Here is a 14298-nt window from a genome sequence, read left to right as displayed (position 1 = left end):
TTTGGCAAGAAAGAAGCCGAAAGTCAGGATGGGGTGGATTATCTCCGTTTGGCGCGATCAGTTTCTCTGAAATTAACGTGCGTCCGGCCATTCCGGTGGCATGCGTCACGTGAATCTGGGAATGCGCCACGCGGACACGGGTGCCGTGGTCCGCTGTCTCAGCACCGGAGGTTCCGTTATTTCTGCGCAACCTGTACAGAAATTTGGCAACAATCCAGTTGATGTCAGGGACACTGATCACTACACAGAGGAGTACGTACCCAGCTTCGTCGAAAAGTGGGACTCGCTGATCGACTGGGACCGAAGGTCGGAGAGCGAGGGTACGTTCTTCATCGACCTGCTGCGCGAGCGCGGCGTCAAGAAGGTCCTCGACGTGGCCACGGGGACCGGCTTCCATTCGGTCCGGCTGCTCGAGGCCGGATTCGAGACCGTGAGCGCCGACGGCAGCGGCGAGATGCTCGCCCAGGCGTTCGCCAACGGGCTCAAGCACGGTGACCACATTCTCCGCGTCGTCCAGGCCGACTGGCGCTGGCTCAACCGCGACGCCCACGGCGAGTACGACGCCATCGTCTGCCTCGGGAACTCCTTCACACATCTGTTCTCCGAGCGCGACCGGCGCAAGGCGCTCGCGGAGTTCTACGCCATGCTCAAGCACGACGGAATCCTGGTCCTGGACCAGCGCAACTACGACGCGATCCTCGATCGCGGGTACAGCAGCAAGCACGTCTACTACTACTGCGGAGAAGACGTCGCCGTCGAACCGGAGTACGTGGACGAGGGGCTGGTGCGCATGCGCTACAGCTTCCCCGACGAATCCGTCTACCACCTCAACATGTTTCCGCTGCGCAAGGACTACACGCGCAGGCTGATGCAGGAGGTCGGCTTCCAGCGGATCGAGACGTACGGCGACTTCCAGCACACCTACCGGACGGAGCGCCCCGACTTCTTCATCCACGTCGCGGAGAAGGAATACATCGCGACGGACGAGCCGGCCGGACCGGCCGCTCCGGCCACCGGCGAGGGAGAGTACGCGGGAGCCGTCGGCACCGCCCGCGACTACTACAACTCCTCGGACGCCGACGCCTTCTACTGGCATGTCTGGGGCGGCGAGGACATCCACATCGGCATCTACGACCGGCCCGACGAGCCGATCGCCGAGGCCAGCAGGCGCACCGTGGCCCGGATGGCCGGAAAGCTCGACCTCACCGAGTCATCCGTCGTCCTCGACCTCGGCGCGGGCTTCGGCGGCTCCGCACGCTATCTGGCGGAGACCTACGGCTGCCGTGTCGTCGCGCTCAACCTCAGCGAGGTGGAGAACGAGCGCCATCGCGCGCTCAACGCCGAGCGGGGGCTGACCGAGTCCATCGAGGTGCTGGACGGCTCCTTCGAGCGGATCCCGCTGCCGGACAACAGCGTCGACGTCGTCTGGTCCCAGGACGCCTTCCTGCACAGCGGCAACCGCGCCCGCCCCCTGGAGGAGGCCGCCCGCGTGCTGCGCCCCGGCGGTCATCTCATCTTCACCGACCCCATGGCCGCCGACGGCTGCCCCGCCGAAACCCTCCGTCCCATCCTGGACCGCATCCACCTGGAGACCATGGGGTCGCCCGAGTTCTACCGCCATGAACTGGCGCGGCTCGGCTTCACCGAGGTCGCCGGCGGCTTCCAGGAGCACCGCGAGCAACTGATCACCCACTACGCCCGGGTGCTGGAAGAAACCCGCCGCCAGGAGGCCGACGGCCTGACGGAACACGTCAGCGCCGACTACCTCACCCATATGAAGAAGGGCCTCAGCAACTGGGTCGACGGCGGCACAAACCGCCATGTGACCTGGGGCATCTTCCACTTCACCCGCTGATCCCCGCCGGGTGGCCGGTGTGGTGGGCCCTGTCCCGCCACACCGGCCACCCCGGGTGCTCATCCGGTGTTCGCGGTCACTTCGCGGTCTACTTCGCGGTTACTTCGCGGTCAGGGGGAGGCCCGCGACCTGCTCGTGCAGGGCGGCGAGCGGTGCCGCGAGGTGCCCCTGGCCGACGGACGCGGACGGTGGCGGGGTCTCGCCGGTGACGGCGAGGGCCTGTCGCCAGTAGCGCAGCGAGAACGAACCGGCGCGCCTCCCGCGGCGGAACAGGGCGCGCAGATGCGCGCGGAACGCCGGTGTGTCGTCATGGCCGTTGACACGGGCGTAGGTGCGTACGAACTGGCCGAGCGCCTCGGCGCGCCGCTCCGGACAGCCGGAGACCAGGGCCTCGCCGGCCAGTGCGCAGGCGTCCAGCAGACCGGCGTAGAACGACGCGACGTCGCCCACCTGGTGGGGCTGCGGCTGCCGGCGCCGGTCGTCCGCGGTGGCCAGGGCGTGGAGTTCGGCGTAGGCGAGGACGGTCGCGGTGGTCGGGGTGGCCGGGGCGCTTTGGGCTGCCGGTGGCGCGGGCACCGCGCCCTCGATGACGGCCTGGGCCAGGCGGCGCGGCAGACCGGCCGGGAGCGCCCAGTGCCAGTACCGCACCAGCCGATCGTGGGCGTCGTCCGGGCTGCCCACCCCGGCGAGCAGGGCGAGGCGGCGCGGCCGTTCCGGCGCGGGGCAGTCGTCCAGCGCGCGGAGCACCTCCCGGCGCCAGGTCGCCTCACGCAACTGTTCCTGGACCGCGTCCAGTTCGCGGCTGACGAGTTCGCCCAGCGAGCGTTCCCCCGCCATGACCGCGGCGATCGCGGCGATGGGGGTGCCGAGCGCACGGAGGCGCTGGATGAGCCGGAGCCTGGGCAGCGCGTCCGCGGCGTATCTGCGGTGGCCGCCCGGGGTGCGTCCGCTCTCGGGCAGCAGCCCGATGTCCGAGTAGTAGCGGATGGTCTTCACCGGCAGTCCGGTGCGCGCGGCCAACTCGCCGATGCCCACCGTGTTGGCGCCCGGCGTGCCGCCCGTGTCCCCGCCTTGTGTGCCGCTCGTGGTCCTGCCTTGCGTGGCGCGCGTGTTGGCGTCCTGTGTGCCGCTCGTGTTCCTGCCTTGCGTGCCGCCCGTGTCCCCGCCCTGTGTGCCGCGCGTCACAGCCGCTTGAACCTCCCCCGCGCAGGAGCCCTTAGCGTCCGTGGCGAACGCCGTCGTCCGAGTATGCGCCGGGCGGCACTCGCCGAGGAGGAACATCCATGCGGATTCTGATCGTGACCGCCGGTTCGCGAGGTGACGTCGCCCCGTACACGGGCCTGGGGCGGCGTCTGCTGGCGGCCGGTCACGAGGTGGCCGTGGCCGCCCATCCGCCCTTCGCCGGGCTCGTCGGCGGATGCGGCCTGGACCACCTGCCGCTGCCGGGCGATCCGCGGGAGTTGATCCGCACCAGGGCCCGGGCCGCGTCGTGGGAGGAGACACGGGCGGCGATGGCGGCGTTCCTGGACCGGCTCGCCGACGGGGTGGTGGCGGCGGCGGACGGGGCCGACCTGGTGCTCACCGCGTTCGGCCCGGCGGCACTCAGCCGGGCGGCCGGTGAGGCGTACGGCATCCCCGTCATCGGCACCTATCTCGCACCGGCCTGTGCCACCCGGGAGTTCCCGCTGGCCGGCCCGACGGGCGGCGACGACCTGGGCCCGGACGGCAACCTGGCGGCGGGCCGGAAGCTGCTGGCCGATGCCGGAGCGCTCCAGGCGGGGGCCGTGGCGGGGCTGCGCACCCGGCTCGGGCTGCCGACCGCCGCCTCGCAGCAGACGGGGGCGGACATCCGGCCGGTCTTCCACGGCTTCAGCCCGCTGGTCGTACCGCGCCCGGCGGACTGGCCGTCCGGGGTCGAGGTCGCGGGCTACTGGTGGCCCGCCCGGCCCCGGGGCTGGCGGCCCCCGCCCGAGCTGGTCGACTTCCTGCAGGCCGGTCCGCCGCCGGTGTTCATCGGGTTCGGCAGCATGGCGCCGGGCGAAGGGGATCGGCTGGGCGAGCTGGTGACGGCGGCGGTGGCCCGGGCGGGGGTGCGCGCGGTGGTGCAGACGGGGTGGGCCGGGCTGGCCGCGGCCGGCGATGACGTCCTTACGGTCGGCGACCTCCCGCACGACTGGCTGTTCCCGCACATGGCCGCCGTCGTCCACCACGCCGGAGCGGGCACCACCGGGGCCGGGCTGCGCGCCGGGGTGCCCGCGGTGCCGGTGCCCGCCATGGCTGATCAGCCGTTCTGGGCGACGCGGCTGCACCGGCTCGGAGTGGCCCCCCGGCCGCTGCCGCTCGACGCGCTGACCGCCGAATCCCTGGCCACGGCAATCACAACGTGCCTGACCAACCCCGCCCTCGGCCGCCGGGCGGCGGAGCTCGCCGAAGCCGTCGCCACGGAGGACGGCGCCGCGGCGGTGCTGACCCATATCGGCGTGGTGGGCAGGGGATAGGCCCGGGCGCGGAGGCAGGGCGTGCAGGGGTCCGGCGGGTCTTGACGCCTGCGGCGGGCTGTTCCCCTCCCCGCCCCTTCCCGAAACTGGGGCTCTGCCCCAGGCCCCGGACGGGGCTCTGCCCCAGAGCTTTGGTCCCGGGGCTCCGCTCCTTCCCGTGGTGTCGTTTTGCGGGGGCGTCGCCGGGTGGGGCTCCGCCCCAGGCCGGGGGTCCAGGGGCGGGGCCCCCGTCTGGGGCCAGTGCTCTGCCCCCGGCCCCGGACGGGGCTCTGCCCCAGAGCTTTGGTCCCGGGGCTCCGCCCGTTCCCGCGGTGTCGATATGTGGCGGCGCCGCCGGGTGGGGCTCCGCCCCAGGCCGGGGGTCCAGGGGCGGGCCCCTGGTATCGGGAAGGGGCGGGGAGGGGAAAGCATCGTTATGCGGCTGCGCCGCGTGGCAGGGGTTTGGCCCCCCGGGCCACGGGGTCCAGGGGCGGAGCCCATGGTCAAGGGAAGGGGCGGGGAGGGGAAAGCGCCGCCGCACGGCGCGACCCGTGGCGCGACGCAGCGAGGGTGTCCGACCCGGCTCGTAGAGTGGCGGGCATGAACATCTGCGTCTTCTGCTCCGCCGCCGACCTCGACGACCGCTACACCGCCCCCGCCCGCGAGTTCGCCGAGCTGATCGGCAAGGGCGGGCACACGCTGGTCTGGGGCGGGTCCGATGTCGGACTGATGAAGGTGATGGCGGACGGGGTGCAGGAGCACGGGGGACGGCTGGTCGGGATCTCCGTGGAGTTCCTCGCCGCCAAGGCCCGGGAGAGCGCCGACGAGATGGTGATCGCCAAGGACCTCGCCGAGCGCAAGGCGCAGTTGCTGGCCCGCGCCGACGCGGTCGTGGTCATGGTCGGTGGCACCGGGACGCTGGACGAGGCGACCGAGATCCTGGAGCTGAAGAAGCACGGGCTGCACATCAAGCCGGTGGTGCTGCTCAACGCGGCGGGGTTCTACGACGGGCTGAAGCAGCAGTTCCAGCGGATGGAGGAGGAGGGGTTCCTGCCGATTCCGCTCAGTGAGCTCGTCTTCTTCGCGGAGAGCGGGGCCGAGGTCATGACGTATCTGGAGTCCGTCTGAGCCGTGGTGACGTTACCGGTCCCGTTACAGGACGGGGGCGCCCGGCGGGAAGTCCGCCCGGGTTTCGGGCATGGGATCGCGCCAAGCCGGGACCGTTGTCGGGGCGTGTCCGGCGGTGAGGCAAGCTGGGGAGCATGGGAACGCATCTGATCACTGGGGCAGGCTCGGGCATCGGCGCGGCGGTCACCGAGCGGCTGGCCGAGCGCGGCGAGGAGCTGTGGCTGCTGGCGCGGGACGCCGGGCGGGCGAAGGAGCTGACGGAGCGGTTCCCGGGCGTGCGGACGGTCGTCGGCGACCTGGCGGACCCGGACCGGCTCTCCTGGGCGCTGGGTCACCAGACGCTGCCCGACCGGCTCGACTCGCTGCTGCACATCGCCGGGGTGGTCGACCTGGGCGAGGTCGGTGAGCTGACCCCGAAGGCGTGGACCCGCCAGCTCAACGCCAACCTCGTGGCTCCCGCCGAGCTGACCCGCCTGCTGCTGCCGCAACTGCGGCTCGCCCAGGGGCATGTCATCTTCGTCAACTCCGGGGCCGGGCTGCGCGCCAACGCCCAGTGGGCCGCGTACGCCGCCAGCAAGCACGGGCTCAAGGCGCTGGCCGACGCGCTGCGCTGGGAGGAGAGCGACAACGGCCTCCGGGTGACCACGGTCTACCCGGGGCGCACGGCCACCCCGATGCAGGTGAAGGTGCACCAGCAGGAGGGCAAGGAGTACGACGCGGAGCGCTGGATGGAGCCCGGGACCGTGGCGACGACCATCCTGACCGCGCTCGACCTGCCGCGCGACGCCGAAATCACCGACCTCCAGGTCCGCCCCCGCGGCTGAGCCGTCTCGGCGCAGAGGTCGGCTGCGGTTCGGGTGCGCCGCGAGAGGTGCCCCCGAGAGGTGCACCCGAGGGGCGCGGGGAACTGCGCGATCAGCCACAACGTTGCCGCGGACGACCGACGGCATATCAACGCTTTCAGCGGAGCGCTTACGTGAGTGAGAAGAGCACCAATACGCACCACTGGGGCCCCGGGGCCGCCAGCGGCGTCGGGTCGATGCCGGGCGGCGACGCGCGGGAGGCCGTGAAGACCGTCACCGGGTCGCTGGAGGCCCTGCCGTATCTTCCGGAGCTGCCCGCGCGGGGGCCCGGCGCGGACATGATCGGGCGCACCGCCGGGATGCTGGCTGAGCTGTACGCGCATGTGGAGCCGAGCGGCTGGCGGATCAGCGACCGGCCGGGCCGGGATACCCGGCGGGCCCGCGCCTGGATGGGCGAGGACCTGGACGCGCTGGAGGAGTTCACCCAGGGGTACCAGGGTGCGCTCAAGGTGTCGGCCGTGGGCCCCTGGACCCTGGCCGCCTCCCTCGAACTGCGCGGCGGCGAGGTCGCGCTGAGCGACCCGGGCGCCTGCCGTGATCTGACGGCCTCGCTCGTCGAAGGGTGCCGCGCCCATCTGGCGGAGGTGCGCCGCCGGGTGCCGGGCGCCGAGGTGGTGCTGCAGCTCGACGAGCCGTCGCTGACCTCGGTGCTGCGCGGGAGCGTCCGCAGCGCCAGCGGCTACCGCACCCACGCCGCCGTGGACCGGGGCGTGGTCGAGGGCGCGCTGCGGACTCTGGTGGAGGCGGCCGGCGGGCCGGTGGTGGTGCACTCGTGCGCGCCCGCCGTGCCGTTCGGGCTGCTGCGGCGCGCGGGCGTCGAGGGCATCTCCTTTCCCCTGTCGCTCCTCACGGAGAGTGAGGAGGAGGCGATCGGGGAGGCCGTGGAGGGCGGTACGGCGCTGCTCATCGGCGCGGTACCCGGCACCGATGCCCCATTGTCGGACCCTGCCGGTAGCGTCAGTGGTGTCAGGACGCTGTGGCGCAGGCTGGGGCTGTCACCGGAGACTCTCGCGGAATCCGTGGTGATCACCCCGTCGTGCGGGCTCGCGGGCGCCTCGCCCGGGTACGCCCGCGCCGCGCTGGCCCACTGCGTCCGGGCGGCGAGATCGCTCGCGGACAACCCTGAGTAACGGGAGGACGACACGGTGGCCGGCGAACAGCAGTCGAAGGTCCCCGCCGAGGTGCGGGAGAGGCACGCCAGGCTCGCTGAGCAGATCGAGGAGCACCGCTTCCGGTACTACGTGAAGGACGCGCCCGTCGTCAGCGACGCGGAGTTCGACAAGCTCATGCGCGAGCTGGAGGCGCTGGAGGAGGAGACCCCCGCGCTGCGTACGCCCGACTCGCCGACCCAGAAGGTCGCGGGGGCGTACGAGACGGAGTTCACCGAGGTCGCGCACCGCGAGCGGATGCTCAGCCTCGACAACGCGTTCGACGACGAGGAGCTGGCCACCTGGGCGGACCGCATCGCCAAGGAGCTGGGCAGCGGCGCCTACCACTTCCTGTGCGAGCTGAAGGTGGACGGCCTCGCGGTCAACCTCACCTATGAGCACGGGCGGCTGACCCGCGCCGCGACCCGTGGCGACGGCCGCACCGGCGAGGACATCACCCCCAATGTGCGCACGATCGCCAAGATCCCCAACCGGCTGACGGGCGACCGGATCCCGGCGCTGGTGGAGGTGCGCGGTGAGGTCTTCCTGGCCCGCGAGCGATTCGAGGAGCTGAACGCCGGTCTGGTCGAGGCGGGCAAGCCACCGTTCGCCAACCCGCGGAACGCGGCGGCCGGTTCACTGCGCCAGAAGGACCCGAAGGTCACCGCCTCCCGGCCGCTGGACATGGTGGTGCACGGCATCGGCGCGCGCGACGGCTTCGACATCGACCGGCTGTCGCAGGCGTACGAGCTGCTGCACGAATGGGGGCTGCCCACCGCCGCCCACTTCAAAGTGGTGGACACGATCGAGGCCGTGCGCGAGTACATCGCGTACTACGGGGACAGCGACCACCGGCACTCGGTGGAGCACGAGATCGACGGCGCGGTCGTCAAGCTGGACGAGATCCCGCTGCAGGGGCGGCTGGGCTCCACCTCGCGGGCGCCGCGCTGGGCGATCGCCTGGAAGTTCCCGCCCGAGGAGGTCAACACCAAGCTGGTCGACATCCGGGTGGGCGTGGGGCGCACGGGGCGGGTGACGCCTTATGCGGTGGTCGAGCCGATCACGGTCGCGGGCTCGGAGGTCGAATTCGCGACGCTGCACAACCAGGATGTCGTCAAGGCCAAAGGTGTGCTGATCGGTGACACCGTGGTGCTGCGCAAAGCGGGCGACGTCATTCCGGAAATCCTGGGCCCGGTCGTCGATCTGCGGGACGGCAGCGAGCGGGAATTCGTGATGCCGGCCACCTGCCCCGAGTGCGATACGCCGCTGCAGCCCGCCAAGGAGGGCGATGTCGATCTGCGGTGTCCCAACAGCCGGTCCTGCCCGGCGCAGCTGCGCGAGCGGATTTTCTATCTCGCCGGGCGGAAATCCCTCGACATCGAGAATCTCGGCTATGTCGCCGCCGCCGCCCTCACCCAGCCGCTGGAACCGACCGATCCACCGGTGAAGGACGAGGGCGATCTGTTCGATCTGAAGATCGAACAATTGCTGCCCATTCGGTCGTATGTACTGGACCCGGACAGCGGACTGCCCAAGCGCGATCCCGAGACCGGCGAGGAGAAGGTCGTCACCTTCTTCGCCACCCAGAAGGGCGAGGCGAAGAAGAACGCCCTGGCGATGCTGGCCAATATCGAGGCGGCCAAGGAGCGCCCGCTGGCCCGGATCATCACCGGCCTTTCGATCCGTCATGTCGGCCCCGTCGCCGCCACCGCACTGGCCCGTGAATTCCGCTCGCTGGACCGGATCGCCGAGGCGGGCGAGGAGGAGCTGGCGGCCGTGGAGGGGGTGGGGCCGACCATCGCCGCCTCGCTCAAGGAGTGGTTCGCGGTCGACTGGCACCGCGAGATCCTGGAGAAATGGCGGCGGGCCGGGGTCCGGCTGGAGGAGGAGGGCGGCGAGGACGAAGGCCCTCGTCCGCTGGAGAGCCTCACCGTCGTCGTCACCGGAACGCTCCAGTCGTACACCCGAGATGGGGCCAAAGAGGCGCTGCAGAGCCGTGGTGCCAAAGTCACCGGATCGGTTTCGAAAAAGACCGATTTCGTGGTAGTCGGCGACAATCCGGGCTCGAAGTACGACAAAGCGATGCAGGTGAAGGTTCCCGTGCTCGATGAGGAAGGATTTGGCGTCCTCCTCGAACAGGGACCGGACGCGGCGAGAGAGGTCGCGATGACGCCTCCGGAAGAGTCCGCCGAGTAGCACGGACGGCCCGTGGAGCGGCGGTTGGAGTAGCCGCTCCACCCATCCGGCGCAGTGGTCCGGCCATCTTGTCCGCCCGGCGGGTGCAAAGCTGGCCGGATTACGACTGGGAGCACTTCCCGGGTACAGCCGGCGGGCATCACCCTTACAGCGCATAGCAGAAGGTCATGGATCGTCGGGCGGCATTCGGGGAACCGTCGCCGATCGCCGCCCGTCTTCCCCTTCTGCCGCCTACTGTTGAGGTGTGCGCCCGCCGTGGCGCTGGCACCGCCGGCTGTGAGAGGGACGGGTATGAAACCGACCGAAAGCGCCGCCCCGGCGTCGCGGCTGCGCCGGGCCGTGCTGCCCGCGCTGCCGGCCGCGGCGGTCGCCATGGCGGCTTTCGCACTCGGCATCGGGGTATTCCGAGTGCTCGACGCGGGCAATGCGCTCTTTCCCGACGGCACCGTGGGCTGGTCGCTCGCCGTGCTCACCGGAATCATCGTCGGCCATCTGGTCGCCCTCGGGCGCGACCGCTGGTGGGGCGGCACCGGTTCCGGGGCCGCGTTAACCCTGGCCGCGCTGCTGCTCTACGGCTGGATTCCGGCCGTGCTGGTGAGCCTCGCCGTGGTCGTCCTGGTCGGCGCCGCCCGCCGGCACCGATGGCGGCAGGCCGTCCTGCACGGCGCGGTCGACATTCTCGGGGTCGGCGCGGCCGCCCTCACCCTCGCCGCCTTCGGCACCACCCCCTCGGTCGAACACCCCTGGCGCACCGACACCTGGGACGTCTCCGCCATCCCCCAGACGGCCCTGGCCGCCTTCGTCTATCTCGCGGTGACCCGCGCACTGCTGTGGTGCTCCCTCGCCCCGCCCGGCGCCGGACTGCCCACCGTCGCCCGCACCGCCCTCTTCCGGCAGGCCCTCGTCGGCATCGCGCTCCTCGGCATCGCCCCGCTCATCGTGGTCGTCGCCGGGGACACCCCGCTGCTGCTCCCGCTGTTCGCGGTGCCGCTGGTCGCCCTGGACTCCACGCTGTGGATCGCCCGGGTCCGCGCCGAGGAGCAGTTGCGCGACCCGCTCACCGGGCTGCCCAACCGCCAATGGCTGCTGGAGCGCACCTGGACCGCGCTGGACGAGTCCGAGCGGGCCGGCACCCGCACCGCGCTGGTCCTGCTGGACCTCGACCGCTTCCGTTCGGTCAACGACACCCTGGGCCATCTGGCCGGTGACCGGCTGCTGCTGCAGATCGCCGAGCGGCTGCGGCTCGCCCTGCCCCGCGGGGCGGAGGTGGCCCGGCTCGGCGGCGACGAGTTCGCGGTGCTGCTGCCCACCACCGACTCGCTCACCAGCGCCCAGCGCAGCGCCCGCGTCCTCGTCGGCGACCTCGGCTCCCCCCTCGACCTCGACGGACTGACCCTGGTGCTGGAGGCCAGCGCCGGGGTCGCCGTCTACCCCGACCACGCACTGGACGCCGAGGGGCTGCTGCGCCGCGCCGACGTCGCGATGTACCAGGCCAAGCGGGACCGCAGCGGAGTCGAGCTCTACGAGGCCCGGCGCGACGGCAACACCCCCGACCGGCTCGGGCTGCTCGGCGATCTGCGGCGCGCCCTGGACGCGGGCGACGTCGAGCTGCACTACCAGCCCAAGGTCGGCTTCGACGGGCATGTGGCGGGCCTGGAGGCGCTGGTGCGCTGGGTCCACCCGGACCGGGGCAGGGTGCCGCCGGACGAGTTCATCTCCATGGCCGAGAGCTCCGGGCTGATGCCCCGGCTGACCGAGTACGTCCTGGAGACCGCCCTGGGCCAGGTCGCGCGCTGGCGCGCCGACGGCCTCGAGGTGCCGGTCGCGGTCAACGTCTCGCCGCGCGATGTCCACACCCCCGGCTTCGCGGGCGCGGTCGCCGGGCGGCTGGCCCGGCACGGCGTCCCGGCCGGCGCCCTGCAGCTGGAGATAACCGAGCACGTCCTGCTGGAGGACCCGCAGCGGGCCGCCGACACGCTGGCCGGGCTCACCGGCCACGGCGTGAAGATGTCGCTCGACGACTTCGGGACGGGCTACTCCTCGCTGGTCCATCTGCGGCGGCTGCCGGTGAGCGAGCTCAAGATCGACCGTTCCTTCGTGGCCCGGCTGGCCGTGGACAACGAGGACGCCGAGATCGTCCGCTGTACCGTCGACCTCGCCCACTCGCTGGGCCTGCTCGTGGTGGCCGAGGGCGTCGAGGACGACGAGACCTGGGAGCGGCTGCGGGACCTGGGCTGCGACGCGGTGCAGGGCTGGCTGGTGGCCGCCGCGATGCCGCCGGACGAGACGACGGCCTGGCTGCGGGCGCGGGGCGAGGGCGGCTGGCACCGCGAGACGGCGGAGCCGTCGGACCAGGCGCAGGCTCCCGCGGAGGAAGACGCGGACCAGCCCGTGACGTGAGGGTGCCGCCCTGGGGGCGCCGCCTGGGCGTTTCGTCGTCGGCCGCGGGCCGGTGGATGCGCTGTGCCCACCCGTTCCTCCCCGCTGAGGGAGCGCCCGTGACGCGGGTGCACCAAAGCCTTTCGCGCGCCGTGTGTGGAGAGCCATAGGATTGGGGCCGAAACACTCCACACTCACTTTGAGGATCGCTGCATGCCTGGCATCACGCGCGAGGAGGTCGCCCACCTCGCCCGGCTGGCGCGTCTGGAGCTGAAGGCCGAAGAGCTCGACCACTTCGCCGGACAGCTGGACGACATCATCGGCGCGGTCGCCCGCGTCTCCGAGGTCGCCGACCAAGACGTACCGCCGACCTCCCACCCGCTGCCGCTGACCAACGTCATGCGCGCGGACGAGGTCCGTCCGTCCCTGACCCCGCAGCAGGCCCTGGCCTGCGCCCCGGCCCAGGAGCAGCAGCGTTTCAAGGTGCCGCAGATCCTGGGGGAGGAGTGACCACCGTGACCGACCTGACCAGGCTCACCGCGGCCGAGATCGCCGCCCAGATCGCCTCCGGCGAGGTCACCGCCGTCGAGGTGACCGAGGCACATCTGGCCCGTATCGAGGCCGTCGACGAGAAGGTGCACGCCTTCCTGCACGTGGACCGTGAGGGGGCGCTCGCCCAGGCGCGCGCCGTCGACGAGAAGCGGGAGCGCGGTGAGGAGCTGGGCCCGCTGGCCGGTGTTCCGCTCGCGCTCAAGGACATCTTCACCACCAAGGGGATCCCGACCACGGTCGGTTCCAAGATCCTCGAAGGGTGGCTCCCGCCGTACGACGCGACGGTGACCCAGCGGCTGCGGGACGCGGACGTGATCATCCTCGGCAAGACCAACATGGACGAGTTCGCCATGGGGTCCTCGACCGAGAACAGCGCGTTCGGTCCCACCGGCAACCCCTGGGACCTCACCCGTATCCCCGGCGGCTCCGGCGGCGGCTCCTCCGCCTCGTTGGCCTCCTTCCAGGCCCCGCTCGCCATCGGCACCGACACCGGCGGCTCGATCCGCCAGCCGGCCGCCGTCACCGGCACGGTCGGGGTCAAGCCGACGTACGGCGGGGTCTCCCGCTACGGCATGGTGGCCTTCTCCTCCTCGCTCGACCAGGGCGGCCCCTGCGCCCGCACCGTGCTGGACGCGGCGCTGCTGCACGAGGTCATCGCCGGGCACGACCCGATGGACTCGACCTCCATCGACGAGCCGGTCCCGGCCGTCGTCGAGGCCGCGCGCAACGGAAGCGTGCGGGGCATGCGCATCGGCGTCGTCAAGGAGTTCGCGGGCGAGGGCTACCAGGCCGGCGTCATGCAGCGCTTCAACGAGTCGGTGGAGCTGCTGCGGGAGCTGGGCGCCGAGATCGAGGAGATCTCCTGCCCGTCCTTCGACAAGGCGCTGGCCGCGTACTACCTGATCGCGCCGTCCGAGTGCTCGTCCAACCTGGCCCGCTTCGACGCCATGCGCTACGGCCTGCGGGTGGGCGACGACGGCACCAAGTCCGCGGAGGAGGTCACCGCGCTCACCCGCGCGGAGGGCTTCGGCGCGGAGGTCAAGCGCCGGATCATGCTCGGCACCTATGCGCTCAGCTCCGGCTACTACGACGCGTACTACGGCTCCGCGCAGAAGGTCCGTACGCTGATCAAGCGTGACTTCGAGAAGGCGTTCGAGCGGGTCGACGTGCTGATCTCGCCGACCACCCCGACCACCGCCTTCCCGATCGGGGAGCGCGCCGACGACCCGATGGCGATGTATCTGGCCGACCTCTGCACGATTCCCACGAACCTCGCGGGGAACGCGGCCATGTCACTGCCCTGCGGTCTGGCGCCGGAGGACGGTCTGCCGGTCGGACTGCAGATCATCGCCCCCGCCATGGCCGATGACCGGCTCTACAAGGTCGGCGCCGCGGTCGAGGCCGCGCTCGCCGAGAAGTGGGGCCATCCGCTGCTCGAGGAGGCACCGTCACTATGAGTGCGATCAAGAAGGCCAAGGGCTTCAAGAAGTCCCGGCCCGGCACCTACCTGTCCATCGCGGGCTCGCTGTTCGGCGCGGTCAGCGTGGCGAAGCAGGTCAAGAAGGCCCGTTTCGAGAACGACAAGCTGCAGCTGGCCGACGCGCTGGTCTCGGCCGCCGCCATCGTCACCGGCGTCGCCCTGCTCGTCCGCGAGCTCAAGCGCATGGGCGACGACGACGTCCTCGCGGACTGAGAGGTTA

General features: G+C 71.6%; 11 protein-coding genes. 10 read left to right on the top strand and 1 reads right to left on the bottom strand.

The window, feature by feature from the left end; all coding sequences use genetic code 11:
• The first annotated feature begins 100 nt into the window (after positions 1–100).
• Complete coding sequence (locus tag J8403_RS14355) at positions 101–1855, top strand: glycine/sarcosine N-methyltransferase (protein ID WP_246585836.1); 1755 nt, start codon at positions 101–103, stop codon at positions 1853–1855.
• A gap of 99 nt (positions 1856–1954) precedes the next feature.
• On the opposite strand, the gene J8403_RS14350 is transcribed toward J8403_RS14355, so the two are convergent.
• Positions 1955–3040: a helix-turn-helix domain-containing protein gene (locus J8403_RS14350; protein ID WP_211123534.1), complete on the bottom strand. Its 1086-nt coding sequence runs from the start codon at positions 3038–3040 to the stop codon at positions 1955–1957.
• 98 nt (positions 3041–3138) lie between these two features.
• Between J8403_RS14350 and J8403_RS14345 the strand changes: the two genes are divergently transcribed.
• The 9 genes from J8403_RS14345 to J8403_RS14305 all read left to right on the top strand — a co-directional run bounded on the left by J8403_RS14345 (position 3139) and on the right by J8403_RS14305 (position 14291).
• Positions 3139–4353: a glycosyltransferase gene (locus tag J8403_RS14345; protein ID WP_211123533.1), complete on the top strand. Its 1215-nt coding sequence runs from the start codon at positions 3139–3141 to the stop codon at positions 4351–4353.
• Between the two features lie 579 nt (positions 4354–4932).
• Positions 4933–5460 carry an LOG family protein gene (locus J8403_RS14340; RefSeq protein WP_211123532.1) on the top strand — a complete coding sequence of 176 codons (528 nt, stop codon included), beginning with the start codon at positions 4933–4935 and terminating at the stop codon, positions 5458–5460.
• Positions 5461–5594: 134 nt separating this feature from the next.
• Positions 5595–6284, top strand: coding sequence for an SDR family oxidoreductase (locus J8403_RS14335; RefSeq protein WP_211123531.1), 690 nt, complete (start codon positions 5595–5597; stop codon positions 6282–6284).
• Between the two features lie 215 nt (positions 6285–6499).
• Positions 6500–7453 (top strand): methionine synthase, encoded by a 954-nt coding sequence (locus J8403_RS14330; protein ID WP_281427993.1) that lies wholly within the window; start codon positions 6500–6502, stop codon positions 7451–7453.
• A gap of 15 nt (positions 7454–7468) precedes the next feature.
• Positions 7469–9667, top strand: coding sequence for an NAD-dependent DNA ligase LigA (gene ligA, locus J8403_RS14325; RefSeq protein ID WP_211123529.1), 2199 nt, complete (start codon positions 7469–7471; stop codon positions 9665–9667).
• A 291-nt stretch (positions 9668–9958) separates the two neighbouring features.
• Positions 9959–12067: a putative bifunctional diguanylate cyclase/phosphodiesterase gene (locus J8403_RS14320; RefSeq protein WP_211123528.1), complete on the top strand. Its 2109-nt coding sequence runs from the start codon at positions 9959–9961 to the stop codon at positions 12065–12067.
• A gap of 192 nt (positions 12068–12259) precedes the next feature.
• A complete protein-coding gene (gene gatC, locus J8403_RS14315) occupies positions 12260–12556 on the top strand; it encodes an Asp-tRNA(Asn)/Glu-tRNA(Gln) amidotransferase subunit GatC (RefSeq protein WP_014055099.1) in 297 nt (98 codons plus the stop codon).
• A gap of 5 nt (positions 12557–12561) precedes the next feature.
• A complete protein-coding gene (gatA, locus tag J8403_RS14310) occupies positions 12562–14055 on the top strand; it encodes an Asp-tRNA(Asn)/Glu-tRNA(Gln) amidotransferase subunit GatA (RefSeq protein WP_211123527.1) in 1494 nt (497 codons plus the stop codon).
• Positions 14052–14291 carry a hypothetical protein gene (locus J8403_RS14305; RefSeq protein WP_211123526.1) on the top strand — a complete coding sequence of 80 codons (240 nt, stop codon included), beginning with the start codon at positions 14052–14054 and terminating at the stop codon, positions 14289–14291. Before gatA ends, J8403_RS14305 begins: the two co-directional genes overlap by 4 nt.
• Positions 14292–14298: the final 7 nt, after the last annotated feature.

This window comes from Streptomyces yatensis, assembly GCF_018069625.1.
GTDB lineage: Bacteria > Actinomycetota > Actinomycetes > Streptomycetales > Streptomycetaceae > Streptomyces > Streptomyces yatensis.
Note: the sequence above shows the minus strand (reverse complement) of the source record. Positions and strands in the feature narration are given on the sequence as shown.

Coding starts and splice junctions, on each gene's coding strand:
- J8403_RS14355 (WP_246585836.1), top strand. CDS start 101: ATGCGTCACGTGAATCTGGGAATGCGCCACGCGGACACGGGTGCCGTG.
- J8403_RS14345 (WP_211123533.1), top strand. CDS start 3,139: ATGCGGATTCTGATCGTGACCGCCGGTTCGCGAGGTGACGTCGCCCCG.
- J8403_RS14340 (WP_211123532.1), top strand. CDS start 4,933: ATGAACATCTGCGTCTTCTGCTCCGCCGCCGACCTCGACGACCGCTAC.
- J8403_RS14335 (WP_211123531.1), top strand. CDS start 5,595: ATGGGAACGCATCTGATCACTGGGGCAGGCTCGGGCATCGGCGCGGCG.
- J8403_RS14330 (WP_281427993.1), top strand. CDS start 6,500: ATGCCGGGCGGCGACGCGCGGGAGGCCGTGAAGACCGTCACCGGGTCG.
- J8403_RS14320 (WP_211123528.1), top strand. CDS start 9,959: ATGAAACCGACCGAAAGCGCCGCCCCGGCGTCGCGGCTGCGCCGGGCC.
- gatC (WP_014055099.1), top strand. CDS start 12,260: ATGCCTGGCATCACGCGCGAGGAGGTCGCCCACCTCGCCCGGCTGGCG.
- J8403_RS14305 (WP_211123526.1), top strand. CDS start 14,052: ATGAGTGCGATCAAGAAGGCCAAGGGCTTCAAGAAGTCCCGGCCCGGC.